Below are 26,235 nucleotides of genomic sequence, written 5' to 3' on the forward strand. Positions count from 1 at the left end.
CGTACCGGCGGCGTCCTCACCTGCTTATTTAAATCTCCATCTTGCTTAACTGACATTGGCTGTGAACCGTAACCAAATCTCCAAACCAGGTATGATTTTGCGGTTGACATTTTTTTAAGCCAGGAATAAAATAAAAGCAGGGTTAAAGTTAGCTATCTAACAGTGATAATGCTAATAATTTATGCTATGCAGTACAAGGAGAGTGAGGAGAAGAACTTATGAAAGTATCATTTTACATGCTGCTGTACCGGGCCTTTCACGCCCAGAGGAAGTGCCTGAGGCCCTTCATGGCGGAACTTGGCCTGGCCCCGGGCCAGCCGAAGGTGCTGCTGTACCTGGCCGGCCACGATGGCTGTATGCAGAAGGACGTCGCGGAGCACTGTGACATTGAGCCGGCCACAACAAGCCGTGTGCTGGATACATTGGAAAAAAACGGTTTTATTGTCCGCAAGACGATGGAGGGAAACCGCCGCGCAGGCAGTATCCTGATAACGGAGAAAGGACGGGAAGTTGTGGAAAAGTGGGTAGGGCACTGTCACGAGGTGGAGGCTTCCATGCTAACCGGATTTACGGTGGAGGAGACGGCGCAGTTTGGCGATTTTTTGTGCCGGGCTTATAAAAATATGAGTGGTAAAGAGGCAAGATAGCAGAACGTTACTATTCACAGCCCCGCAGAAAAACGCGTTTTCTGTGAACCGTAACAGCTAAACAGCAACTCAGTGGAGGCATAAGAGTCATGAAGGATTTAAAACGGATTTTAAAGTTTACTAGACCATACCGGTTAGATTTCTCGCTGGCAATTTTCTTTGTCGTGATTGAAACCAGCTTTGAACTGATCATCCCAATGATCATGGCCGGAATCTTGGACGTGGGCGTTGCCGGCCGGGATTTGAACTACATTTTTTCCAGAGGCGGTCTGATGGCAGCTTGTTCGCTCATTTCACTAGGCACCGGCCTTTTGTATGCCAGGTACTCCGCCCGGGCGGCAGGAGGGTTTGGCGCGGGGCTGCGTGAGGCGGAGTATGAAAAACTCCAGGAATATTCCTTCGGGAATCTGGATCATTTTGAGACCTCTTCCATTATCACACGACTCACAACAGATGTGACCGTAATGCAGAATGCAATTGTCGGAGGAATGAGGCCGATAATCCGAGGCCCGGTCATGATGGTATTGGGGCTTATCATGGCCTGCTATATGAATGCGCGGCTGGCGCTCGTATTTGCCGTCTGCATACCTGTGCTGGCGGCAATTCTGATTGTGATTATCAGCAGAGTGGCGCCGATGTACGGCAGGCTGCAGAAGGCGGTTGATCGTGTCAATGGAGTGGTTCAGGAGAACCTGACGGCAATCCGCGTCGTAAAGGCGTTCGTCAGGGGGGGAGTACGAGGAGGAAAAATTTGCGGAGGTAAATAATAATCTGAAGAGAACTAGCGAGAGAACCTTCCATTTTGCCGTTCTCAATATGCCGTCCTTTCTTTTGACCATGTATGCGGCAATTATACTGATTCTGTGGTTTGGGGGACAGATGATTCAAACAGGAAGAATGCAGGTCGGTGAGCTGACGGGATTCCTGAGCTATGTTATGCAGATTATGAATTCCCTGACGATGATATCCAATGTATTTCTGATGCTGACCCGCTCTCTGGCCAGCGCAAAGAGAATTGGCGAGGTTTTTGATGAACCGCTGGATTTAATGGACGGGAGCGAGCCGGAAGCCAAAATCGAACACGGAACCATCGATTTTGAGCATGTCTCATTTAAATATAAGAAGGAAGCAAAGCGCAATGTCCTGAATGACATCAATATACACATTGAAGAGGGGCAGACGGTTGGAATTATCGGGGGAACCGGTTCCGCCAAAAGCACTCTTGTCTCTCTGATACCGCGCCTCTATGATGTCACAGAGGGAAGCGTGAAAGTGGACGGGCGGGATGTGCGTGAATACTCCCTTACACACCTGCGTGATGCCATAGGTATTGTACTCCAGAAGAATGTTCTTTTTTCAGGTACAATCCGGGAGAATTTGAAATGGGGCAATCTGAATGCAGATGAGAAGGAAATCGAGTGGGCCTGCCGGGCGGCCTGTGTGGATGAGTTCATCGGACGTTTTCCGGAGGGATATGATACGGATCTGGGACAGGGAGGAGTCAACGTATCCGGCGGACAAAAGCAGAGACTCTGCATCGCCAGGGCGCTTCTTAAGAGGCCGAAAGTCCTGATATTTGATGATTCCACCAGCGCTGTGGACACGGCCACGGATGCAAAGATCAGAAAGCATCTGGCCGGCCTCGCCGACACGACGAAAATCATTATAGCCCAGAGAATTACGTCCGTTATGGATTCCGATCAGATTATTATTCTTGAAGATGGAGAGATACATGCGGCCGGGACCCACAAAAGCCTCCTCGAATCGGATCCGATTTATCAGGAGCTTTATTATTCCCAGCAGAAAGGAGCTGATGAAGATGGCAAGACAGTTTAGCGCCAAGAGGCCTGAAAACCTGAAAGGCACAATATGCAAGCTTCTCGGATATATGGGTAACCATAAATTCCTGTTTCTTCTGGTTGCCCTACTGACGACGGTCAGCGCATCGGCCGGTCTGTACGGCACCTATATGCTGAAACCGATTGTCAATGATTATATTGTGCCGGGAAATATGAGAGGACTTTTTTATGCCGTTCTTGTAATGGGAGCTGTCTATCTGGCCGGTGTATTATCTTCATTCGGATATACGCAGCTTATGGTAATGGCAGCGCAGAAAATTACTGCGGAAATCAGGAAGGATTTATTCTGTCATATTCAGAAGCTGCCCCTTAAATATTTTGATACCAGAACCCACGGCGATATTATGAGCCGTTTTACGAACGATGTGGATACGGTTTCAGATGCGCTTAACAACAGTTTTGCAATGGTAATCCAGAGCTTTATTCAGATAGTCGGCACGCTCACCTTGATTTTCATCCTGAACTGGCGCCTGTCACTGATTGTATTTGCCTGCTACATTCTGATGTTTGCCTATATCCGGTACAGCGGACAAAAGAGCAAATATTATTTCAATTTCCAGCAGAAATACCTGGGCGAGCTGAACGGTTACATTGAAGAGATGACAGCCGGACAGAAGGTAGTAAAAGTATTCAACCATGAGAAAGAGAATATTGAACGGTTTAATAAGAAGAACAGACAGTTAAAGCAGGCGGCTGTCAGCGCTCTGACCTACTCCGGCACTATGGTTCCGATGGTTGTCAGCATCTCTTATGTAAACTATACGATCGTGACGATGGTAGGCGCATTTATGGCCTTGAAAGGCTGGACCGATATTGGAAGTCTCGCAAGCTATCTTGTCTTTGTAAGGCAGACGGCGATGCCGATCAACCAGTTTACGCTGCAGTCAAACTTTCTTCTGGCGGCCCTGGCCGGAGCGGAGAGAATCTTCGAGACTATGGAGGAGGAACCGGAGGCGGATGAAGGCCGTGTCACACTCGTGAATGTAATAAGAGCGGAGGACGGTCCGCTCACAGAATGCCCGGAGAAGACAGGGAGCTGGGCCTGGAAAACCGAGGATGGGGGATTGATTCCGCTCAGAGGCGACGTACAATTTAAAAATGTGGATTTCGGCTATGAAAAGGGCCGGCTGATATTGAAAAATATCAGTCTCTACGCAAAGCCTGGACAGAAGATTGCTTTCGTCGGCGCAACCGGAGCCGGTAAGACAACGATTACCAATCTGATCAACCGCTTTTATGATATCGACGGAGGAAGCCTGACCTATGACGGGATTGACGTCAGGGATATCGGAAAGGATGCGCTTCGTTCCTCACTGGGAATCGTTCTTCAGGATACGCACCTGTTTACCGGTACGATTGCAGATAATATCCGGTATGGCAAACTGGATGCCACGATGGAGGAAGTGGAAGAGGCGGCAAAGCTGGCAAATGCAGATTCCTTTATCGGAAGGCTGCCAAAGGGGTACGAGACAATGGTTACATCCGATGGAAGCAACCTTTCCCAGGGGCAGAGACAGCTTCTCGCCATCGCCAGGGCAGCCGTCGCCGATCCGCCCGTTCTGATTCTCGATGAAGCGACCAGTTCGATTGACACGAGAACGGAACGTCTCATCGAAAAGGGGATGGACCGGCTGATGGAAGGGAGGACGGTATTTGTGATCGCCCACCGGCTTTCCACGGTGCGAAATTCCAACGCCATCATGGTACTCGATCAGGGCGAGATTATAGAGAGAGGCGATCATGAGGATCTGCTGGCCCAGAAGGGAGTGTATTACCGGCTTTATAATGGAATGTTTGAGCTGGCATAGAATAGCATATTACGAGGAAACGGCAGAAAAATTGCCGTTTCCTATAAATAAGTTTATAGCTGATACAAAAGGCTATGAACTTTTTTTGTTGGTGACGAATGGTGCTACAGCAATTCTAAATTATTCCGTAAGGAAATTGACAGGAAGCACTATTGAATCCGGCCGCGGATGGATTTATAATATCAATATACGATATCGATACTTGATATTGAGTGTTGATATCAAAAATGCCGAAACGGTACGAAAGGATGCTTAATTATGGCGAAAAGAACGCTAGAAATATTGACGGAATCCATGTTTTACGTGCTGATGTCATTCATGGGGAAAGAGATGTGCGGCATCGAGATTGCCGAATTTGTAGAGAGGAAGACAAAGGGCAGGGTCAGGCTTGGCCCCGGTACGCTGTATACAATTTTAGGTAAGTTTGAAGAGGAACATTTTATAGAAGAAATTCAGGTTGAAGGCAGGAAAAGAACCTACCGGATCACGGAAAAGGGAATACAGGCATACCGCGATGAGGTGACGCGGCTCAGAATGTGTATCGCTGATGCGGAAAGTGAGGGATATCTATGAATAAAGAGATTATGAAACGGCTGCCTTTTGCGGAGACGAATGTGGAGGGAATCGAGCTGTGGCTGGATCAGATGGCCCTGGAAGGCCTCTTCCTGTGCGATACGGCAGGAACATCCTGGTATTTCAGGGAAGGAGAGCCTGAAGCTATCCGGTACAGACTTGACAAAGTGACGGAAAAGGGGGCAATGCCCAGTGTGGAGAAGAGGGAAAGCTATCAGAAGAAGGGCTGGAAGTATCTGCTTACACACAAGACAATGTACCATATCTTTCAGGCAAAGGACCCGCAGGCAGAAGAACTGCACATGGACAGACTTGAGGAAAGCCTTAAGCTTAAGCAGTTACAGACAACATTCCGGTCGAATCTGATACTCTGCATAGCATCTGCCGCCGCCGGGTACTGGCTTTACCGGATGACCGGATATGTATTTTTTCAGTATCCTCTCTTATCCATCGTATCGCCGGATTTTAACCGTATCTTTCTGGCCGTATGGCTGGCAGGCTGTGTCTTGAGCTGTATCTTTTCCTATAAAGATGTCAGGGCGATGAGACGGTATATGGCAGAGGGAAGAAAAGCAGGGTATGAAAAGGAACTGACGGGGCGGAGCCTGAAAGAGAAGCTGTCCCGGTATTTTTTTCCAATCTGGTTTTTCCTGTATTTCGGCGCTTGCATTTTATTCCGGCCGGAGAGTGTGGAGCTGGACGGAAGGATGAATTTCGAGGGGCTGCCGGTTCTGGAGGCATTTGAAGACGGGACGGTAGAGACAAGCGACGGATGGTTTCTCAATGGTAAGGAAGACCGGTATATCGAATATAAAAATCTGCTGCTGAATGAGAACTATGAACTCCATGAGACCCGGATGGTGACGAAGGAAGGCCAGGCCGAAAGCCGTGAAACCTCCATTTCCGCCTACTATTTCGACAGCAGGATTTCGGTTTTGACAGAGCCGTTATTTAAGGAACTGGAAAGAAAATATACGGGAGCCGAAAGCAGTGATTTGGCTCAGTCAGCGCCTTCAGGTACCGGTCTGGATCAGTGTGTGTATGTAAAAGAGGGGGAGAAACAGGTGGTGGCGGCGGCAGAGGGGAACCGGATCCTGGTTGTGGAGTACGACGGACAGAGCGATATGAAGGAGAAAACCGGGATAATAAAGGAAATTCTGGAAAAGGGAAAGTGAGGTGTATTCTGTGAATAATGAAAGATATAAATATCCTCCCGTCGATGCATTGGACATAAAGGAGATCGAAGTCTGGCTGGAAGAGATGGCCGGCCGCGGATTGTTCTTGAAAGAGGCCGGGCCGTATGCATGGCTTTTTGCGGAAGAAGAACCGAAAACCGTGCGGTACCGGATTGAGCCCGCCGCCGGGAAAAAAGGAAAACTGGATGCCGATCGGCAGGCGGACTATGAAGCTATGGGATGGCATTATGTGGCAAAATATAATACATATTATCATATTTTTATGGCGGATCATCCGGAGACGGAGGAACTTCATACGGATCGGATAGTGGAGAGCTTTTCTCTTAAAATGCTGGAAAAAAAGATCAGGAAGGATTTAGTTTTTCTGGCTGTGCTTTGGGCATTCATTGCAGTTGACTCTTTTTTCTCGTCCACCCATTTTCTGCGGTATCCGGTCCTCTCATTCATTGAACTCCGGCCTGCGGTAATCCTGTACAGACTGTTTATGGCCGCCTGGTTTTTTAAAACGCTTTTCCTCGTCTTAAAAGTGCATAAACTCAGGAAAATGCTGGCGGAAGGAATACCGGTGAAGGTAAAAAAGGTATCCGGAAAACGGATCAGGAAGAAAAGAATCGGACATACTCTGGAACGGATTGGCATTGGCTTTCTGATAGCCGGTCTGGTCCTGTCATTTTTTCCGGAGCGGATGGGAGAACCGCTTGAGCAGGCAATGAAAGCCGGGCGCTTTCTTACCCTGGAGCTTCTCGAAGAGAGAGGAGGAGAGGAAGGGGCAGGCTGGGCAGCAAAGGAGACAGAAGAGGAGGGGGAAAGCGGAGGCACCGTATGGCAGCGTTTTAATATACTGACAGCCGGGAATTACGAATTATATGAGAGGGATGCGGATAAGAAGACGGATGCGCCGGCCTCGTCACTGCATGTACAGTATTTCAGGATGCGCTTTCCCTGTCTGACCGGAGCCTTGTTTTCAGAGGTGCAAAGAAAATATATCAGCGGCACATTGACGGCAGGGGATCCTTTGACGGCGGAAAATGCTCTGGGAGCCTTTACCATAGTTTACGGCATCGGGGAGGATGGGACACAGGCTGCGGCGGCCAGGCAGGAAGATGATGTGATATTGATTGAGTACAGCGGCCCGGAGATGCTTAAAGAAAAAACAGAGTTGATAGGTGAGCTTCTGGTTTCAGAGAGGAGGCGGAGATATTGAAGAAAGAACGTATACGCAGGATTCCGGTGAATGATATGGATATAAAGGCCGTGGAAAGGTGGCTGAACGACATGGCGGCCTGTGGCCTTTTCCTGAGCAGTACAGGCAGTAGCTGGTGGCGCTTCTATGAGGATGAGCCGGAAGAGGTGCGCTACCGGCTGGAACCGGTCGAGGAGAGGGACGGGAAACTGGATCACCTGAAGAATGAGGATTATGAGAAAATGGGATGGAAGTATGTAGCGAGCCACAAGGACTGGTATCACATCTATCTGGCCCAATCGGGGACGGCAGAGGAACTTCATACAGACCCTTTTGTCAAGAGTATGCTTTTTCAGAAATATCAAAAATCACTCTGGTCGATTGCACTCAGTGATATGATCATCTTAGGCGTCCTGATAATGGGCATTTACCGTCTGTTCAGCACAGAGGTATCCGGACCGGCTTTATTCCTGGCAAGCCCTCTGTTTCTGCAGAATGCGGTGGTCGGGACGCTGCTTCTTATCATGCCGCTTCGAACGGCTGCCGCCATTTATAAGGTTTGGAAATTGAGAAAAGATCTGGAAAATGGAAAAAGCGGGGAAGATGGGGCGGAAGCGCTATGCAGGATACGCTACAGCTCCCGGGCCGGTTATGCAGTGACCTTTTTGATTGCTGCTTCCATCCTGACTGTCTTCACGGGCGTCGGAACAGGAGGCCCGATTGAACAGGAGATAAGGGAGCGCCAACTGCCGGTCCTGTAGGAGCTGGAGACAGGCGGGGTGACGGCAGCACCCGGTGAAAATGATACGGGTAATGTTATCTTCTTTTTCAATCCTTTTTTGAAAGAGCGGTATGAGATAAGACAGCAGGGGTATGTGGAAAGAGAGGGGAAAAACTCGGAAAACAAAGACAAGCTTTCATTTTTGAAGGCAGATTTGTATGACGCGCGTTTCACCTGGCTCTCTGAGGCACTGTGCCGTGAACTGGTGGAGGAACACCTGTCTCACCACGGCGGCGGATACAGGGAACTTGCGAAAGAGGGGTATGACAGCTTTTCACTACTGGAAGATGGGAAAAGCCAGATTCTGGTGGCAAGACGGGGAAAGAAGGTGCTGGTACTTTATTATCAGGGAAGAGAAAAACTGGAGGATAAAGCAGGGGTACTCGGGACGATTCTGGAATCGTGAATAAACAGGCAGGCATAAAAAGGCGGAAAACTGCCGGGAATATACATTCTATATGTATAAAATGCTATATTTATGCATATTAAAAATGAATATACACTATATATACAATATTTTTTAATAAAAATTCAAAAAAGGTATTGCATAATTATTCCCATAGAGGTATAATTATGCCAATTTCACAGCAGCCCATTGAACGTTGCTAAACACAGCGCGAAACGGTGTTTTAAACTTCAAGTGGGCTGAGGCTGTTTCCGGATAGCGCACAGGTGATGAATAAAAGTAAAAAGCAAACAAAATGGAGGATAACTATTATGGAAAAGAAATACAACAAAATCGTACTTGCATATTCAGGAGGACTTGATACATCCGTTTTAATCCCGTGGTTAAAAGAGAATTACGGCTGCGAGGTGGTGGCCGTATCCGCCGATGTGGGCCAGGGCGCGGAGCTTATCGGACTTGAGGAGAAGGCGCTTAAGACAGGCGCTTCCAAACTTTACATAGAAGATTTGAAGAAAGAATTTGTGGATGAATATATTATTCCCACGATGAAGGCGGGAGCCGCATACGAGAATTACCTGCTGGGAACCTCTTTCGCGCGTCCCATTATAGCAAAACGGATTGTAGAGATTGCGAAAAAAGAGGGGGCCGACGCCATCTGCCATGGCTGTACAGGAAAAGGAAATGATCAGGTCCGTTTCGAGCTGGCAATCAAAGCGTTTGCGCCTTCGATGGATGTAATTGCGCCATGGCGGTTCTGGGAGCTTAACTCCCGTGAGAAAGAGATAGAATATGCCGAGCAGCGGGGCATTCCGTTAAAAATCACAAAAGAGACCAACTATTCAAAAGATAAAAATCTCTGGCATCTCTCCCACGAGGGACTGGATCTGGAGGATCCGGCCAACGAAGCGCCGCTTGGCAAACCCGGATTTTTAGAGCTTTCTGTTTCACCGGAGCAGGCGCCTGATACACCAGCCTATGTGGAGATTCATTTTGAAAAAGGCATTCCTACCTCCGTCAACGGCGAGGAGATGGATTGTGAAAAGGTAATCGAAGTTCTTAATAAACTGGGCGGAGAGAACGGCTGCGGAATCCTCGATCTCGTAGAAAACCGTCTTGTGGGCATGAAGAGCCGCGGAGTTTATGAGACTCCGGGCGGAACGATTCTCTATAAAGCTCATGAAAAACTGGAAGAAATCACTTTGGACAAAGAGACACAGCACTACAAACAGCAGCTTGCCCTGAAATTTGCCGACTTAGTATACAACGGGCAGTGGTATACCCCTCTTCGCAAAGCGATGAGCGCTTTTGTGGATTCCACACAGGAGACGGTGACCGGCGATGTGAAGTTAAAGCTCTATAAGGGAAATATTATTCCGGCCTCCGTAACGTCGCCGTACTCCCTCTATTCTGCAGATATGGCTACCTTTGACGAGGATGACTGCTATGACCAGGCCGATTCTGCCGGTTTCATCAACCTCTTCGGCCTTCCAATCAAGGTGCGTGCGTTAAATGACCAGGCACTGGCTGCGAAGACAGGGAAACATTTTCCGGAAGTGGAGTAATCGTAACAGTTCATGCTGTCTGAACTGTTACAAGTAATCAGAGTGCTGAACATTTTTAATGATAAGGAGCAATAGAGACAATGGCTAAATTATGGGCAGGACGTTTCGGGAAAGAGACGGATCTGGAAGTTAATGATTTTAATTCCTCCATTTCGTTTGACTGCCGTCTTTATAAAGAAGACATCACCGGCTCCATGGCCCATGCGGCCATGCTGGGGAAGCAGGGAATTATCGCGGAGGAAGAGGCTGACAAGATAATAGAAGGCCTGAAAGGGATATTAAAAGAAATAGAGGCAGGAAAAATTCAGTTTTCCGCGGAATATGAAGATATCCATATGGCCATGGAACAGATTTTGACGGAACGGATTGGGGATGCGGGAAAGCGTCTCCATACCGCAAGGTCCCGGAATGATCAGGTAGCTCTTGATATGCGCCTTTATGTGAAAAAGGAACTCGGCGAGATAAAGAAACTGGTCATCGGCTTCATGGAGGAGCTCTGCGACAGTTCGAAGAAAAATCTTGATACGGTGATGCCGGGCTATACCCATCTTCAGAGGGCGCAGCCGGTGACCTTCGGCCACTATATGATGGCTTACGCCAATATGATGAAACGCGATGTCATCCGGCTTGACAACTGCCTTGAGGGAATGGACGACATGCCGCTTGGCTCGGGTGCCCTGGCGTCCACAACTTATCCGATTGACCGTGATTTTGTCAGGGAGCAGCTTGGATTTGCCAGAGTGACGGATAATTCCCTGGACGGGGTATCCGACAGGGATTACTGTGTGGAGCTTTGTTCGGCGCTCTCCATCCTGATGATGCATCTGTCACGTTTTTCGGAGGAAATCATTGCATGGTGTTCCTGGGAGTTCAAATTTGTGGAACTGGATGATGCATTTTCCACCGGCTCCTCCATCATGCCGCAGAAGAAGAACCCGGATGTCTGTGAACTGGTGAGAGGAAAGACAGGGCGCGTATACGGTTCCCTCTTTACGCTGCTTACAGTGCTGAAGGGAATCCCGTTAGCTTATAATAAAGATATGCAGGAAGACAAAGAAGCAGTATTTGATGCCATAGATACGGTAAAACAGTGTCTGAGAGTGCTGACCCCGATGTTTGCCACGATGGAGCTGTGCCGGGAGAATATGAAAAAAGCGGCGCTTAAAGGATTTATCAACGCGACGGACTGCGCCGATTATCTGACCAAAAAGGGAATGCCTTTCAGGGACGCGTATAAAACAGTGGGGCAGCTGGTAGCGGAATGTGTAAAGCAGGATAAATCCCTGATGGATCTGACGCTTGATGAATACCGTGAGCATTCCGGACTTTTTGATGAAGACATTTATGATGCAATTGACCTCAAAACCTGCGTCAGAGGCCGGAATGTAACCGGAGGCCCGTCCCCGGAGGAAGTGTCGAGGCAGATTGCCGTGATTGAGCGGTTCATTGTAACGGTTCAGACAGCATGAGGAAGGAAAAACCACAGATGGCGAAACCGAAAGTTTATATAGACGGAAAAGAAGGTACGACCGGACTTCAGATTTATGACAGGCTGGCCGGACGAAGCGATATTGAGCTTCTGCTGATTGAGGAAGAAAAAAGAAAAGATACACCCGAACGCAAAAAACTGATTAATGAGGCGGATATCGTTTTTCTCTGTCTGCCGGATGAGGCAGCGATCCATGCGGCAGCGCTGGCTGAAAACCCGGCCACACGGATTATCGACGCCTCAACTGCCCACAGAACGGCAGAAGGATGGGCTTATGGGATGCCGGAGCTTTCAAAGGAGCATCGAAGGCTGGTGGAGACGTCAAAACGGGTAGCCAATCCCGGCTGCCATGCGACCGGCTTTATCACGGCGGTCTATCCGCTGGCAGCGTCGGGGATTCTGCCTCGCGACTATCCGCTGACCGTGTTTTCACTGACCGGCTATTCCGGCGGAGGCAAGAAGATGATAGCGGAGTATGAGGCAGCCGAAAAGCCGCCGCTTTATGATACCCCGCGGATCTATGGCCTGAATCTGAGGCATAAGCACCTCCCTGAAATGCAGAAAATCTGCAGACTACAGTATCCGCCGGTATTCATCCCCGTGGTGGACGATTACTATAAGGGAATGGCAGTGACGGTGATGCTGCAAAACAGGCTGCTAAATGGAAAGAAATCGGCAGAAGAGATTCATCAGGCTCTGACCTTGCACTATGCGGGCAGGAAGCTGGTAAAAGTCCATCCCTTTGGCTATGACAAAATGATAGCTGCCGGAACCATGGCCGGGAAGGACAGTCTGGAACTGATTGTAAACGGACACAGTGATCAGACCATTATCACGGCTTTGTTTGATAACCTGGGAAAAGGCGCATCAGGGGCGGCAGTGCAGAATATGAACCTGATGCTTGGATTTGAGGAGACGCAGGGACTGAATCTGTGATACACGAAAACACTTCGCGGGACGTTACCGTATGAGCAGTAGCTGTGACATTGCAACATTATGAAAAAGGAGGAACTTTGGAGATGAAAATCATAGATGGCGGAGTTTGTGCTGCAAAGGGCTTTAAAGCGGGTGCAATACGCTGCGGAATCAGAAAATCCCAGACAAAGAAAGACCTGGCAATGATTCTTTCGGACTGTGAATGCAGCGCGGCTGCCGTATATACGACAAATAGGGTGAAAGCGGCCCCGATACTTTTAACGATGGAAAACCTTTCAAACGGAAAGGCCAGGGCGGTGATCGTCAATTCCGGCAATGCAAACGCCTGCGCCCCCTTTGGGATTGAGAATGCCAGAAGAGAGGCAATGGCTGCGGCCCGTGCGCTCCATGTCGCGATGGAGGATGTGGTTGTGGCGTCCACCGGCGTAATTGGCCAGACTCTCAGCGTGGAGTGCATCGAAGAACATGCCGGAAGCATGGAAATGAAATACGGAAATTCTATGGCTGCCGCAGAGGCCATTATGACAACCGACACAAAAGTAAAAACGATTGCGGTGGAATTTGAGGCGGACGGTAAGACCTGCCATATCGGAGGAATCTGCAAAGGTTCCGGAATGATTCATCCCAATATGGGAACCATGCTGTCCTTTATCACGACGGACTGCGCCATTTCATCGGAAATGCTTGATAAAGCGCTTAAAGCGGATGTAAAAAAGACGTTCAACCGTGTGACGGTGGATGGCGATACGTCCACGAATGATATGTGCTGTATCCTGGCAAACGGCATGGCGGGAAACCTCCCGGTGGAGAAGGAGGGGCCGGATTATGACGCATTTTGTGCGGCGCTGCATATGGTGACGGAAGATTTGGCCCGCAAGATAGCGGCAGACGGAGAGGGAGCCAGCAAGCTGATGACCTGTACGGTATCAGGCGCACTGGACGAGGATACAGCCGAGCAGCTCTGCAAATCTATCTGTTCCTCATCCCTTGTCAAGGCCGCAATCTTTGGTTCCGACGCCAACTGGGGCCGCGTGCTTTGTGCAATGGGCTATTCAGGCGCAGCATTCAATACGGAAGAGGTGACAGTGGAATTTGCCTCTAAAGCAGGTACGGTCACGGTCTGTGAGAAAGGGCGCGGCCTGGAGTTCAATGAGGAGCTGGCGAAAGAGATATTAGATCAGGAAGAGGTTGAAATTAACGTAACCCTGCAGGAAGGCAGCGGCAATGTCACGTGCTGGGGCTGCGACCTGACTTATGACTATGTGAAAATAAACGGAGATTATCGGACATGATGAATTTAACCCCTGAGACGAGGGCCGGAATACTGGTGGAAGCGCTGCCGTATATCCAGGAATATGCCGGCCAGATTATCGTGGTAAAGTACGGCGGCAATGCAATGGTGAGCGAAGTGCTCAAAGAAGCGGTCATTCAGGACATTGTTCTTCTGAATCTGGTAGGCATCAAGGTCGTCCTTGTGCATGGCGGCGGCCCGGAGATATCGGAAATGCTGAAAAAAATCGGCAAAGAATCGACCTTTGTCAAAGGTCTGCGCTATACGGACGAGGAGACGATGGATATCGTCCAGATGATTCTCTGCGGCAAAGTAAATAAAAATCTTGTCTCCCTTCTGGAGAAAGCAGGCGGCAGGGGCGTCGGTCTCGGCGGGATGGACGGTGGCCTCTTCAAGGCTGTCAGGCTCAGGGATCCGGATGGAACGGATTATGGGTACGTCGGCGAGATTACCGAGGTAAATGAAAAACTGGTGCTGGATATGCTGGAGGAGGGATTCATCCCGGTGGTATCCTCCGTGGCGGCCGGTGTCGATGAGGAGACAAATTATAATATCAACGCAGATACGGCGGCTGAGAAGCTGGCGGTGGCTTTAAAGGCAAAGAAACTGATTCTCTTAACCGACGTGCGAGGACTGATGAAGGTACCGGGGGACGACAGCACTCTGATTCCAAAACTGAAGGTATCGGAGGTTCCGGCTCTCGTTAAATCGGGCATCATCTCGGGCGGCATGATTCCGAAAGTGGACTGCTGTGTGGAGGCGGTACGCCAGGGGGTTGAGAGGGCCAATATACAGGACGGCCGCGTTCCCCACTCGATTCTGATTGAGCTGCTCAGCAAGGACGGCGTGGGAACGATGTTCTCATAAGCAGGAGGAAAATATGACATATCAGGAATTGAAAGACGAAGAACAACTTTATTTAATGCATACATATGGCCGCTTTCCGGCTGCGCTCGACCATGGGAAGGGAGCCACTCTCTGGGATACCGACGGGAAAAAGTATATTGATCTGACGTCGGGAATCGGAGTAAGCAGCCTGGGCCACGACAACGAGGCCCTTGTATCGGCGCTGAATGAACAGGCCCATAAGCTGTTGCACGCATCCAATCTGTATCTGACGGAGCCGATGGTGCAGGTGGCAAAAGAGCTTGTAACCTCTTGCGGCATGGGAAAAATATTTTTCTCCAACTCCGGCGCGGAGGCCAATGAAGGGATGATTAAGCTGGCCCGGAAATATTCCTATGACAAATATGGGGAAGGCAGAAATAAGATCATCACGTTAAAGCAGTCGTTCCACGGCCGTACCGTCACCACGCTTAAAGCAACCGGACAGGAGAAATTCCATCAGTATTTCTATCCGTTCACCGAAGGGTTTGATTATGCTGCGGCTAATGATATTAAAGAGCTTAAAGATAAGGCCGATGATTCTGTCTGTGCCGTGATGATAGAACTGATCCAGGGTGAGGGCGGCGTCCTGCCGCTGGATAAAGAATATGTGCAGCAGGCGGCTGAGTTTTGCAGAGCGAAGGACATTCTTTTCCTGATAGACGAGGTTCAGACAGGAATCGGCCGTACCGGCAGTCTGTTCTGCTATGAGCAGTACGGAGTAAAGCCGGATGTCGTCAGTATGGCTAAGGGCCTTGGCGGCGGCGTACCGGTCGGCGCGGTTATGGCATCAGAGATATGCGCGGATGTGCTGGGGGCAGGCACTCACGGAACGACATTCGGCGGCAATCCATTCTGCTGCGCAGCGGCCCGCACCGTGCTGTCGGTTGTCAATAAACCGGAGTTCTTAAAAGAAGTGCAGCGAAAGGGCGAATATTTGAAAAACGCCATTCTGGCAATCGGCTCCGACAAGATTAAAACGGTCAGAGGCATGGGACTGATGCTGGGAATCGTCGTAGATAAAGAAAGCCGTACAGGAATGGTCAACCGTTTGCTTGAAAAGGGCGTCCTGGCGCTTACTGCAGGGGAAGAGACAATCCGTCTCCTTCCGCCTCTGGTTATCAGCTATGAAGAGATGGACAGCGCCGTTGCCGTTATGAAGGAGGTTTTCTGAAAATGAAGCATTTATTAAAACTGCTGGACTGCAAACAAGAGGAAATCACAGCGATTCTGGATCTGGCGGATCAGCTCAAATATGAGAGAAAGCATAACATTACACACCGGCTTCTGGAGGGAAAATCGATTGGCCTGATTTTCCAGAAATCCTCCACCAGAACAAGGGTTTCATTTGAAACAGGAATTTTCCAGCTGGGCGGCCAGGCTCTGTTTTTATCGTCAAGGGATCTTCAGATTGGCCGCGGCGAACCGGTTCAGGATACGGCCCGGGTTCTCTCGCGATATCTGGACGGAATCATGATACGGACCTATGAGCAGAAGGAAGTGGAGGACCTTGCCAGATACGGCCGGATCCCGATTATAAACGGTCTGACCGATTTCTGTCATCCATGCCAGGTACTGGCGGATTTGATGACAATCAGGGAAAAATACGGGGTTCTAAACGGCCTGAAGCTGTGCTATATCGGTGATGGAAATAACATGGCCAACTCTCTGATTGTGGGCGGACTGAAGATGGATATGAATGTGTCGGTTGCGACACCGGAAGGCTACCGGCCGGATAAAACAGTTCTTAACTTTGCTTCCGAATACGGTGAAGCATTCACATTGACGGATGACCCAATGAAGGCGGCGGAAAATGCCGATATCGTGGTAACGGACACCTGGGCGTCCATGGGACAGGAAGAGGAGAAAACAGTCCGTATGAAGGCCTTCCAGGGGTATCAGTTAAATGACAAGCTGATGGCCGCCGCGAAACCCGGAGCCATGGTTCAGCACTGTCTGCCCGCATACCGGGGCCAGGAAATCACGGATAAGCTCTTTGAAGAGCATGCGGATGAGATATTTGAAGAGGCGGAGAACCGGCTGCATGCGCAGAAGGCGGTTATGGTTACGTTGATGAAATAGAAACGAATATAAAAAACGACTTAGATAATAGTTTGGGGGAAACTGCCAAAGAATATCTGAGCCGTTTTTATTTTATCCTGGTATGACCTGCATCAAACCTCAGTCTTTCCGCCGATAAATCGCTGAGTGTTTGGACTGAATGCTGCAACAATTCATGCTTATAAGCTGGATGAAATAATAGCAGGCTTCTACCGTTGCTATAAAGGATCATCATGTGCTAAACTAGATAAATACATAAATATAAATCTGGTGAGGATAAAATGATTGATACAATTTTAGAACTGCTAAGCTACATAGATGCTCCGGAAATGAAAAAGTTTATCCTTATTCTTCTGCTGTACCTTTTGGCGGTAATCGGTGCAGGGAAACTGTTTCATTCCTACCTGGTAATTAAATATATAAGAAACTCATTCATTGCTGTGTTGGGAGCCGTCATAGTCATTACGGCCGACATTTTATTTATAGAACCGTCCACCGGTAAATATTGGGCATTTTTATGGGGAGCCGGTGCAGTCTGCCTGCTTTCAGCTTCTATTTTATTCATAAGATACAAGCATTACTGCCATATTCTCAAAGTGATGAAAAAAACAGAATCAGAGGATATTATTTCTGCATGGAAGAAATTAAATGAAATTCCGCTTTCGAACCTGACTCCCGGAATAAAGAAGAAATATTTGGAGCGCTGCCTCTTCGTCTTGTTACTTTTGGGAGATCTGGAAAAAGCGGAAAGATATCTTTCACAGTTGGGGGTCACGGACGGTCCGTTGTTTTACTTTTTCCATGGTTTTAAGCAAATGTCTGCAGGTGACATAGTCCGGGCGGGTGAGTCAATGATGAAGGCGGAAAAATGCTGTCAGCAAAATACGCCTCCCCAACTGTACATTCAGATTCTCAATAACCGGGGAGTGCTTTACGTATGCCAGGGAAATTATCAGGAGGCAGATTACTACTTCAAACAGGCGATTGCGGCGGCCGGACAAAACAAGAAAATGAATATGGAGATTCTGGAACCGGTTTATTATAATTATTGTTTTAATTTGTGCAGAATTCGCGAGGACATGAAACGGGGAGACTGGAAAAAAATATTGGAGGAATACCGTGATTTACTGGATATGGGGAAGGCGAAAGCTTTTATTTCCGTATGCAATATTGAATTGGAGCTGCTCCGCCAGACAGAGGAAAATACACAGGAGACTGAAAAATGGATCCAGGGACAATTTTTACAGACACTGAAGTATGGACTAACGGAACAGGAAAGATGTGTTTACGAGGGCAGTATGGCAAGGATCGTCTGCTCGATGCGTTTTAATCCAACCAACTGTCTTGAAGCGCTTGAGAAAGACAGAGAGAAGCTCTCAGGACTTCCCATGCCGGCGCGATACCGTACATGGAAGGAGATTGATTTGCTGTTTCGTGATTTGTACGATGACAGACTTTTGGGACAGTATCATGATTTGGATAGGGCGGTGGAAAACTATATGGCGTTTCAGGCGGAAAAAGAGATCCAGAACTATATCGACTCCCTACCGGCAGAAGCCGTATATGAACGGTGCCATTACCGCAAAGAATTGGCCGGGATGAAAAGAATGCATATTGAGGAATACCGGTTTGAGAAGGTGAAACAAATGCTGGAGGATATTACGGCCGTTTATGAGGAAAACCATTTGGAAATCGATGCGCTTGATACGCGTATGGCTATCCTGGACGAAGGTACGTTTGCCTTAAACCTGACAGAACATCATAAGCCCATCTATGCTGCAGAGATGCAGAATCAGATGCAGCTTGTAGAAGCTAAATTAGAGAAAATGATCCAGCACCCAAAAACAGCAGAATATGCGCTCCGCCTTTGTTTCTACTGCTGTCATCTGGACGAATATCAGAAATGCCTCATGTATTTTAAACGGTTTGAGGAAGCCGGACTTTCCCTGAGCCACTTTGCTCCATGGCTGAGAAACTATTACTCATTTTGTTCTGTGGTTATCCGGATTTTAAAATTTGCAGATGCGATTGAACAAGTCCGGAGAGAACAGTCAAAACTGGAAATATACGAAGAGGCTGTCCAGAACTGGTTTGAGCAGTTTCCGTTTTCCGATGGGTTCCATGCATCGCTGCTGCTGGGGCGTTTTATGGGATGTAAAACGATACGGGTTAAATATAAAATCTGGTATCAGGACAATGAAATCGACAGAGAGGGGAGACGTGATTTTCTGGATTCAAAGAATGAAGACAGACTTAAAGCCCATGTTTGGTACTGTGAAGAGAGCATCCACATGGAGGCCGATTTGACGTATCGCCAGTTTTCTTCGGATGAAAAGTCGGATTTTATTTTATTTTCAGAGACTCATCATCCTTTTGAGGTGAATGAATCCTGTCATCTGTTAAAACAGGCCAGGATGAGCCGGATGAATTTTCTGGGGATACAGGAAAAATATATAGAGATAAAAAATCTTCCAAAAGACGTTCAGGAATTATTAGATATCGTATATAATATTATTATGAGCAAAATAACCGATTAATGACAGTACAGTAAAAGAGAGAGGGGGGTGTGATGAAAATCAGGAGAACAATTCTTGCGTTGCTGCTCTATGCGGGGTTTCTGTTTTTCTCTGTTTACGTGGCTTTGGGGAATGACATTTGGGACAGACTGCAAAAGTGGAGGAAACGGGGGACCAATTAGCTGATTGAACAGAACCCCAGTTACAACTTCACAACAGCAGAAGAATTCAGGCATAATTCCACGCGGATTGCAAATACTGATAAATCAGTGTAAATATGGATATATCTGATTTCCATCCACATATGCAACTGCTGATCAATCATCCGGAAGGAGTAATCTGCTGATATGACTGAAAAGAAGCTGAAAAAATCCAAAACAGACACAGAACCCCAGTACATGAAAGATAGTGCAAAGGGCACAGAGATAACCCCACAAACTAATTTAAACCCTAACTGTCCCTGCAAGAGAGACTGTATCCGCCACGGGAACTGTAACGAGTGCAGAGCGGTACACGAAGCAGAAGGTAAGTATCCTACCTGCTGCCAGAGGATTGCGGACAGAAAGAAGAGACAAAAGAAAGGAAGCGCATAGCATGGATTTCGGACAAGCCGCAGAACTGGTTGAAGCGTTAAGGTCGAAAGACGAAACAAAGGCTTATCAATGTTTTAAGTTACTGGAGAAGGAATCATCCGATACGGATCATGTATACCCCTTCTTTGACCTTTTTGCAGATATGATAGAAGATGAAAATTCCTATGTCAGAACGAGGGGGCTTCTGCTGATTGCCGCCAATGCCCGTTGGGACACGGAGAATAAGATTGATGAGCTGATAGACAGCTATCTGAAGCATATTGAGGATGTTAAGCCTATCACATCGAGACAGTGTATCAAAGCCCTGCCGTCAATTGTCAAGTATAAGCCTGACCTTTATGATTGTATTTGCACCGCGCTGGAACAGGCCAATCCGGGCATTTACAGGGACAGTATGAGCTCTCTGGTAATGAGAGATATTGCCGAGGCGCTGGCGTCTATCCGGAGAGAGGGGCGATGAGATGGTTCTTAAAACAGACAGGCTGATACTGAGAAACATGGGGCAGGAGGATTACGAAGCGCTTTGCCGGATATTAAAGGACAATGATGTGATGTATGCCTACGAAGGAGCTTTCAGCGATAGAGAAGTACAGGAATGGCTGGACAGGCAGACAGAGAGGTATCATCAATATGGATTCGGACTCTGGGCCGTTACTTTGAAGGACAGCGGCCGTATGATAGGCCAATGCGGCCTTACGATGCAGGATTACAGGGAAAAACAGGTGCTTGAAGTCGGCTATCTCTTTGAAAAAGCATACTGGCATCATGGGTATGCCGTTGAAGCTGCCGCCGCATGCCGGGACTACGCCTTTAATCAGCTAGATGCAGAAGAAGTCTATTCCATCATCAGGGACAGCAATACCGCTTCCCAGAAGGTGGCACAGAGAACTGGGATGAGGTACAGGGATACGATTGTTAAGCACTATAAAGGTGTTACGATGCCGCATCATGTATATTCCGTAAAGCGGAAAACAGAGTCGATCAGCCTGTGCGGAGTTGACTGCACGGATTGTGAGTATTTCGGGACAGAGGAGGACAGGTGTGCCGGATGTGATGAGATACAGGGCAAGCCGTTCTGGCTTAAATATACAGGGGAAGAAATCTGCAGGATTTATGAATGCTGTACATATAAAAAGAAACTGCCCCATTGCGGAAAATGCCGCCGGCTGCCGTGTCCTCTCTATGAAAGCAGCGATCCGACCAAATCGGCAGAGGAGAATGAGGCAATCTTTCTCAGACAGATGGAACAGCTTAAGAACAGGCCATGAACTATAAAACGATGACAGAGAATAGGGAGCCGGCGGTTGGCCGGATCCCGTTTGTGCGTCTGTCAATGAATCATTATTGGAACAGGCCGTATCTCACAGATAAACGGATTTATGGTTTCTGCTAAAATAGTACCAGCCTGTAAAAAGTTGTAAAAGCACTTAAGTCTCCCGGAGCGCATAAGATAGATTAACGTAGCTTTGAGGTGGCTTTCTTTGAAAACATTTCCAAAACCATTGACGGCCAGTGAAGAACGTGAGTATCTAAAACGCTGCAAAGAGGGAGACGAAGAAGCCAAGGCCGTTTTGATTGAACGTAACTTAAGGCTGGTGGCCCATGTCATAAAAAAGTATCAATATACTGATTATGAGATGGAAGACCTTCTGTCGGTTGGGACAATCGGGCTGATCAAAGCCGTGAATACGTTTAAGATGGACCGCGGCTCCAGACTGGCTACTTACGCAGCGAAATGTGTGGAAAACGAGATTCTGATGCTGTTTCGCGCCGGTAAAAAGCATTCCAAAGATGTCTCCTTATATGACCCCATAGGAGTTGATAAGGATGGAGAGACCGTTAACCTGATCGATGTGATCGAAGCGGATGATAAAGCTGCCCTGGAGACGATTATATTGGAGCAGGATGTCTCTGAACTCTATGATGCCTATCGGAAATGTCTGAAAAACACGGAGCAGGAGGTACTGAGCATGCGGTACGGACTCTTTGGGGAGCAGGAACGCACTCAGAGAGAGATAGCCGGTAAAATGGGTATCTCACGTTCTTATGTCAGCCGTATTGAGAAGAAGGCCCTGGAAAAACTGAGGCTGGAATTTGAGAAGAATGGGTGAACCGGAAATTTTGAATGTCGGGGACGATTTGCGTCTGTCAGCAAACCGGTTTCTGCAAAATATGCAGAAGACCGGTTGCCGAACCGGCCGCCTGGAAAAAGACAGCATAAATTCGATAATTTATCGCAATATTTCTGATTGTATTATAAATATCCTCCGTATATAATGAAAGCTGAGCTTGAAGTTTTGATTGATGGCAGTGAAAAATTTGCGGAACGCGTTTTCATTGCGAGAAGGAGGATGTTGATTATGGCAATTTTAGTTACAGGCGGTGCAGGCTACATAGGAAGCCATACGTGTGTAGAGCTTCTGAACGCAGGATATGAGGTTGTAGTGGTGGATAATCTCAGTAATTCCAGCGAGGAATCCTTAAGACGTGTAGAAAAAATCACAGGGAAACAGGTGAAATTCTATGAGGCTGATTTATTGGATAAGCCTGCCATAGAGGCTGTATTCGATAAGGAGAACATTGATTCCGTGATTCATTTTGCAGGACTGAAGGCGGTGGGTGAGTCTGTTCAAAAGCCACTGGAATATTATCATAATAACATTACCGGAACGCTGCTCCTCTGCGATGTTATGAGGAACCATGGCGTTAAGAATATCGTATTCAGTTCCTCGGCTACTGTTTATGGAGATCCGGCATTCGTACCGATTACGGAAGAGTGTCCGAAGGGAAAGATAACGAACCCATACGGACAGACGAAGAGCATGCTTGAGCAGATTCTGACGGACCTGCATGTGGCCGATCCGGAATGGAACGTTGTTCTGCTGCGCTATTTCAATCCAATCGGAGCTCATAAGAGCGGTTTAATCGGCGAGGATCCAAAGGGGATTCCGAACAACCTTGTCCCGTATATTGCGCAGGTCGCAGTAGGCAAGCTGAAATGCCTCGGAGTTTTTGGGGACGACTATCCTACACCCGACGGTACCGGAGTGCGTGACTATATCCATGTAGTGGATTTAGCGGTAGGCCATGTCAAAGCCCTGAAGAAGATAGAAGAGAAGGCAGGGGTTACCATCTACAATCTGGGAACAGGGAACGGCTACAGTGTCCTTGACGTGGTAAAAGCTTATGCAAAAGCCAGCGGCAGAGAGATTGCTTATGAGATTAAGCCGAGACGCGCCGGGGATATCGCAACCTGCTATGCAGACGCAACTAAGGCGAAAGAGGAACTTGGCTGGGAGGCAGAGCGCGGCATAGAGGAAATGTGCGAAGACTCCTGGAGATGGCAGTCGATGAATCCGGACGGTTACAGAAACTGAGACAGAAACCGGCAAGGCAATAAGGAAGGCAAAGCGGCTTTTAGGCGTGCGCCGGATTAGCAGATAACTGAAAATAAATTTATTTACTGTCCGGCCTTAGCCGGACAGTATTTTTATTTGAAGACGGTGGTCTGTACGCAGAGCGTGCAGGCTATCGTTTAACAGGAAAGTTCTCCTGTTAAATAAAAACCGCTCCGCGGAGGAACGCAACTCTAAAGAGGGCTTGTTCACTAAGCTCGTTACACTCGCTAAGTGAGCCAATGCCTGCGACGGCAGGGAATAATGTCGCTGAAGCGACCCGCCGCAGACAGAAAAAGGCTCCCATACGTTCATAAATAATAAATAGATTTGCCGAAAATCCGAATTTTGAAGCTCTTTGCGGTCATTGCAGAATCTGCGGTTGTAATTCGTTGATAAAGTTGTTATAATTATTGGCTGAACTATAAAAATAGTTCGGAAAAGGATAGGGAGGATTTTTGAGGTGAAAAAATTGACTGCTTTCTGCGGGAGCCTGGCACTGATGCTGTTTTTCAGTCCGATGACGGCTCTGGCAGCAGAACATGTGGCCGGCAGTGAGAAAACAGCCGTACCAATCTGGCTGTGTATCCCTTTTGCCGGACTTCTTTTGTGTATTGCGGTGCTGCCGCTGATTAAGGCCGAGTGGTGGGAAGAGCATCAGCCGCATGCGGTGATTTTCTGGTCATTGCTTTTTATTGTTCCATTCGCTCTTTCATTTAGTGCAGGGACTGCATTAGAGACCGTTCTGGAATGCATCGTGAACGATTATCTGACATTTATAATCCTGCTTTTCGGCCTGTTCTGTGTTTCCGGCAACATTACGATGTCCGGGGACCTGGCAGGCTCGCCCAGGGTAAACGTGGGGCTGCTGGCTCTGGGGACGCTGCTTTCAAGCTGGATAGGCACCACCGGCGCAAGCATGCTGATGATCCGCCCCGTCATCAAGATGAATTCATGGAGAAAAAGGAAACGCCACATTATTGTGTTTTTTATTTTTCTGGTTTCCAACATAGGCGGCTGTCTCACCCCGATTGGGGATCCGCCCCTGCTGATGGGCTTTATGAGAGGTGTCCCATTTTTCTGGAGTTTGAAGCTTTTTCCGCTTCTTATCTTTAATATGGCAGTGCTGCTGTTCCTGTTTTACTGGCTGGACAGGCGTGCATACCGCAAGGATATTGCCCTCGGCCTGAAACCGGATATCAGTAAGCCCGGTACGGAGGTTAAGATCAGGGGAGCGCATAATCTGATTTTTCTGATTATGATTGTGGCAGCAGTTATTTTGAGCGGCACCCTGCCGGGACATCCGGCGTTTCAGGATGCGGCGGGAAATGTGAAGGGAATTCATATTTTTGGGGAAGTAAGCCTGGGATATCCGGCGCTGATTGAAATTGCTATTATTTTGCTGGCTGCATTACTTTCCTTTAAAACTACGGATTCGGAGATCCGGAGGGAGAACCATTTTACATGGAGCGCTATCCGTGAGGTTGCCGTTTTATTTGTGGGAATTTTTATCACAATGCAGCCGGCTCTCATGCTTTTGAAAGCCAATGGCGGCAGCCTGGGCATTACGGAGCCGTACCAAATGTTCTGGAGCACGGGACTCCTTTCCAGCTTTCTGGATAATACGCCCACCTATCTTGTATTCCTGACCACGGCAGGAGCGCTTGATTTTACGGAGGGAATGACAACGGTTCTGGGGGTTGTGCCGTTACAGATGCTGATGGCAATCTCGGCCGGAGCCGTATTTATGGGAGCCAATACTTATATAGGCAATGCTCCCAATTTTATGGTTAAATCTATAGCGGATGAGAACGGTGTCCGCATGCCGTCCTTTTTTGGCTATCTTCTCTGGTCGCTCGCAATTCTGATTCCGGTCTTTGCACTGGATATGATATTGTTCTTTTTATAGGGAGGGGGATGAACGATGTTAAATAATGAAGAGCAGCTCCGGGAACTGGCGGAGCGCATCTACGATCTGGATGCGGAGGTTTATGCTCAGTTAGGTTCTTCCCTGGGCCGTGTTTTTAACAGGAACCGCGAAAGCTGTGTGGATGAACTGGTTAATACAATGCTGACCAGGCCCCAGGGCCATCTGATGCGGAGTGAACTGGCGCTGATTGCCAACATGGCCCGCACGATTAAGGATAAAGAAGAGCGGAAGCTGGTTATGACGGAATACAACCGGATTCTTCAGGAAGTAATGAGCCTTCCTACCAGCTTTGTGAGTGGTGATATTATCGATCCGGAGATGGCGAAGCTGAACGCATTCAATCTCCAGGACCGTTTTTCCAGCGAAGATCACCTGATTATCTGCATTAGCTGGACGTATGGCTGCGGCGGCATTGATGTCGGCTTCAAACTGGCCGATAAATTGAAAATCAACTATTATGATGCCGAAATATTTGAGGCTGTGTTAAAGCGGCTGGAGGCAGAGAAGGATACGGTCCGCGATTCGATAGGCTATTCAAGCAATCCGGATCTGAATCCGAATCTGGCCAGTGCATTTGAACAGACAAAGAGCCTGACTCTTCGGCAGAGAATGCGTGAATTCAGCCGATATCACGGCCTTTCCAAGAAAGATGCCATATTCTTTAATCAGAGTGACCTGCTGTGCGATATGGCCAGAAAAGAAGACTTTATCATTATGGGCCGCTGCGGTGATGCAATTATGACGAATAACAGAATCCCGCATATCAGTATTTACATCACGGCGCCCTTTGAACAGAGGGTGCGCCACACAATGGAAATCCATAACGGAATGGGGGAGAAGAAGGCAAGGCGTCTTCTGAAACACCTGGATCGGCAGCATTCCCATTATTATAATTTTTATACAAGCCGCCGGTGGGGCAATGCGAATAATTATGATCTCTGTATTAACAGTGCAAGTTATGGAATCGACGGTACGGTAGAGTTTATTCTCAGAATGATTGACCGGGGCGTAAAGAATAAAAAATAAAATCAGCTTTGGAATGCCGATTTATCCGGCCTTTGCAGGAGTGTCCTGCGAAGGCCGTTTTTTATTGGCTCTTTGTCAATAGTTGGGGTGGGATTTGT

General features: G+C 48.1%; 23 protein-coding genes and 1 pseudogene. All 24 read left to right on the plus strand.

From position 1 onward, the window contains the following. Window positions 1-218 precede the first annotated feature (218 nt). The 24 genes and pseudogenes from CLOSYM_RS08155 (at window position 219) to CLOSYM_RS08265 (ending at window position 26,137) form a co-directional block, all read left to right on the plus strand. A complete protein-coding gene (locus tag CLOSYM_RS08155; RefSeq protein ID WP_021641751.1) occupies window positions 219-647 on the plus strand; it encodes a MarR family winged helix-turn-helix transcriptional regulator in 429 nt (142 codons plus the stop codon). Window positions 648-736: 89 nt separating this feature from the next. Further along, window positions 737-2,483: pseudogene (locus tag CLOSYM_RS24025) on the plus strand (ABC transporter ATP-binding protein). Further along, the gene (locus CLOSYM_RS08165) at window positions 2,467-4,314 is read left to right on the plus strand and encodes an ABC transporter ATP-binding protein (RefSeq protein ID WP_003510498.1); all 1,848 of its coding nucleotides are present in this window, start codon (window positions 2,467-2,469) and stop codon (window positions 4,312-4,314) included. Before CLOSYM_RS24025 ends, CLOSYM_RS08165 begins: the two are co-directional and overlap by 17 nt. 258 nt (window positions 4,315-4,572) lie before the next feature. Beyond that, on the plus strand, window positions 4,573-4,887 hold the full coding sequence (locus CLOSYM_RS08175; protein WP_003510500.1) for a PadR family transcriptional regulator: 315 nt from the start codon (window positions 4,573-4,575) through the stop codon (window positions 4,885-4,887). Continuing rightward, on the plus strand, window positions 4,884-6,062 hold the full coding sequence (locus CLOSYM_RS08180) for a DUF2812 domain-containing protein (protein WP_021641756.1): 1,179 nt from the start codon (window positions 4,884-4,886) through the stop codon (window positions 6,060-6,062). Before CLOSYM_RS08175 ends, CLOSYM_RS08180 begins: the two co-directional genes overlap by 4 nt. Before the next feature lie 10 nt (window positions 6,063-6,072). After that, complete coding sequence (locus CLOSYM_RS08185) at window positions 6,073-7,287, plus strand: DUF2812 domain-containing protein (RefSeq protein WP_021641757.1); 1,215 nt, start codon at window positions 6,073-6,075, stop codon at window positions 7,285-7,287. Then, window positions 7,284-8,027 carry a DUF2812 domain-containing protein gene (locus CLOSYM_RS23390; RefSeq protein ID WP_021641758.1) on the plus strand — a complete coding sequence of 248 codons (744 nt, stop codon included), beginning with the start codon at window positions 7,284-7,286 and terminating at the stop codon, window positions 8,025-8,027. The genes CLOSYM_RS08185 and CLOSYM_RS23390 overlap by 4 nt, the downstream gene beginning before the upstream one ends. Window positions 8,028-8,045: 18 nt before the next feature. Then, window positions 8,046-8,453 (plus strand): hypothetical protein, encoded by a 408-nt coding sequence (locus CLOSYM_RS23395; protein ID WP_021641759.1) that lies wholly within the window; start codon window positions 8,046-8,048, stop codon window positions 8,451-8,453. Between the two features lie 311 nt (window positions 8,454-8,764). Further along, window positions 8,765-10,015 (plus strand): argininosuccinate synthase, encoded by a 1,251-nt coding sequence (locus CLOSYM_RS08195; protein ID WP_003510508.1) that lies wholly within the window; start codon window positions 8,765-8,767, stop codon window positions 10,013-10,015. A gap of 80 nt (window positions 10,016-10,095) precedes the next feature. Continuing rightward, window positions 10,096-11,484, plus strand: coding sequence for an argininosuccinate lyase (argH, locus tag CLOSYM_RS08200; protein WP_021641761.1), 1,389 nt, complete (start codon window positions 10,096-10,098; stop codon window positions 11,482-11,484). 17 nt (window positions 11,485-11,501) lie between these two features. Further along, complete coding sequence (argC, locus tag CLOSYM_RS08205; RefSeq protein WP_044902258.1) at window positions 11,502-12,440, plus strand: N-acetyl-gamma-glutamyl-phosphate reductase; 939 nt, start codon at window positions 11,502-11,504, stop codon at window positions 12,438-12,440. 83 nt (window positions 12,441-12,523) lie between these two features. Next, a complete protein-coding gene (gene argJ / locus CLOSYM_RS08210) occupies window positions 12,524-13,732 on the plus strand; it encodes a bifunctional glutamate N-acetyltransferase/amino-acid acetyltransferase ArgJ (RefSeq protein ID WP_009298038.1) in 1,209 nt (402 codons plus the stop codon). Continuing rightward, a complete protein-coding gene (gene argB, locus CLOSYM_RS08215; protein WP_003510512.1) occupies window positions 13,729-14,598 on the plus strand; it encodes an acetylglutamate kinase in 870 nt (289 codons plus the stop codon). The genes argJ and argB overlap by 4 nt, the downstream gene beginning before the upstream one ends. A 13-nt stretch (window positions 14,599-14,611) precedes the next feature. After that, a complete protein-coding gene (locus CLOSYM_RS08220; protein ID WP_009298040.1) occupies window positions 14,612-15,790 on the plus strand; it encodes an aspartate aminotransferase family protein in 1,179 nt (392 codons plus the stop codon). Between the two features lie 2 nt (window positions 15,791-15,792). Next, window positions 15,793-16,698, plus strand: coding sequence for an ornithine carbamoyltransferase (argF, locus tag CLOSYM_RS08225; RefSeq protein ID WP_003510514.1), 906 nt, complete (start codon window positions 15,793-15,795; stop codon window positions 16,696-16,698). Between the two features lie 260 nt (window positions 16,699-16,958). Further along, on the plus strand, window positions 16,959-19,214 hold the full coding sequence (locus CLOSYM_RS08230; protein ID WP_021641763.1) for a hypothetical protein: 2,256 nt from the start codon (window positions 16,959-16,961) through the stop codon (window positions 19,212-19,214). A 32-nt stretch (window positions 19,215-19,246) separates the two neighbouring features. After that, complete coding sequence (locus tag CLOSYM_RS23640; protein WP_009298075.1) at window positions 19,247-19,375, plus strand: hypothetical protein; 129 nt, start codon at window positions 19,247-19,249, stop codon at window positions 19,373-19,375. A 165-nt stretch (window positions 19,376-19,540) separates the two neighbouring features. Beyond that, the gene (locus tag CLOSYM_RS08235) at window positions 19,541-19,786 is read left to right on the plus strand and encodes a hypothetical protein (RefSeq protein WP_021641765.1); all 246 of its coding nucleotides are present in this window, start codon (window positions 19,541-19,543) and stop codon (window positions 19,784-19,786) included. Window position 19,787: 1 nt separating this feature from the next. Further along, on the plus strand, window positions 19,788-20,246 hold the full coding sequence (locus tag CLOSYM_RS08240; RefSeq protein ID WP_003510516.1) for a hypothetical protein: 459 nt from the start codon (window positions 19,788-19,790) through the stop codon (window positions 20,244-20,246). Window position 20,247: 1 nt separating this feature from the next. Beyond that, complete coding sequence (locus CLOSYM_RS08245; RefSeq protein WP_021641766.1) at window positions 20,248-21,054, plus strand: GNAT family N-acetyltransferase; 807 nt, start codon at window positions 20,248-20,250, stop codon at window positions 21,052-21,054. A gap of 213 nt (window positions 21,055-21,267) precedes the next feature. After that, window positions 21,268-21,897, plus strand: coding sequence for an RNA polymerase sporulation sigma factor SigK (gene sigK / locus CLOSYM_RS08250; RefSeq protein WP_003510518.1), 630 nt, complete (start codon window positions 21,268-21,270; stop codon window positions 21,895-21,897). 249 nt (window positions 21,898-22,146) lie between these two features. Continuing rightward, the gene (gene galE / locus CLOSYM_RS08255) at window positions 22,147-23,163 is read left to right on the plus strand and encodes a UDP-glucose 4-epimerase GalE (protein WP_003510519.1); all 1,017 of its coding nucleotides are present in this window, start codon (window positions 22,147-22,149) and stop codon (window positions 23,161-23,163) included. 481 nt (window positions 23,164-23,644) lie between these two features. Beyond that, window positions 23,645-25,090 carry a sodium:proton antiporter gene (locus CLOSYM_RS08260; RefSeq protein ID WP_044902259.1) on the plus strand — a complete coding sequence of 482 codons (1,446 nt, stop codon included), beginning with the start codon at window positions 23,645-23,647 and terminating at the stop codon, window positions 25,088-25,090. Window positions 25,091-25,105: 15 nt separating this feature from the next. Then, complete coding sequence (locus tag CLOSYM_RS08265; RefSeq protein WP_003510524.1) at window positions 25,106-26,137, plus strand: cytidylate kinase-like family protein; 1,032 nt, start codon at window positions 25,106-25,108, stop codon at window positions 26,135-26,137. Window positions 26,138-26,235 lie beyond the last annotated feature (98 nt).

The organism is [Clostridium] symbiosum ATCC 14940 (genome assembly GCF_000466485.1).
Lineage (GTDB): Bacteria > Bacillota > Clostridia > Lachnospirales > Lachnospiraceae > Otoolea > Otoolea symbiosa.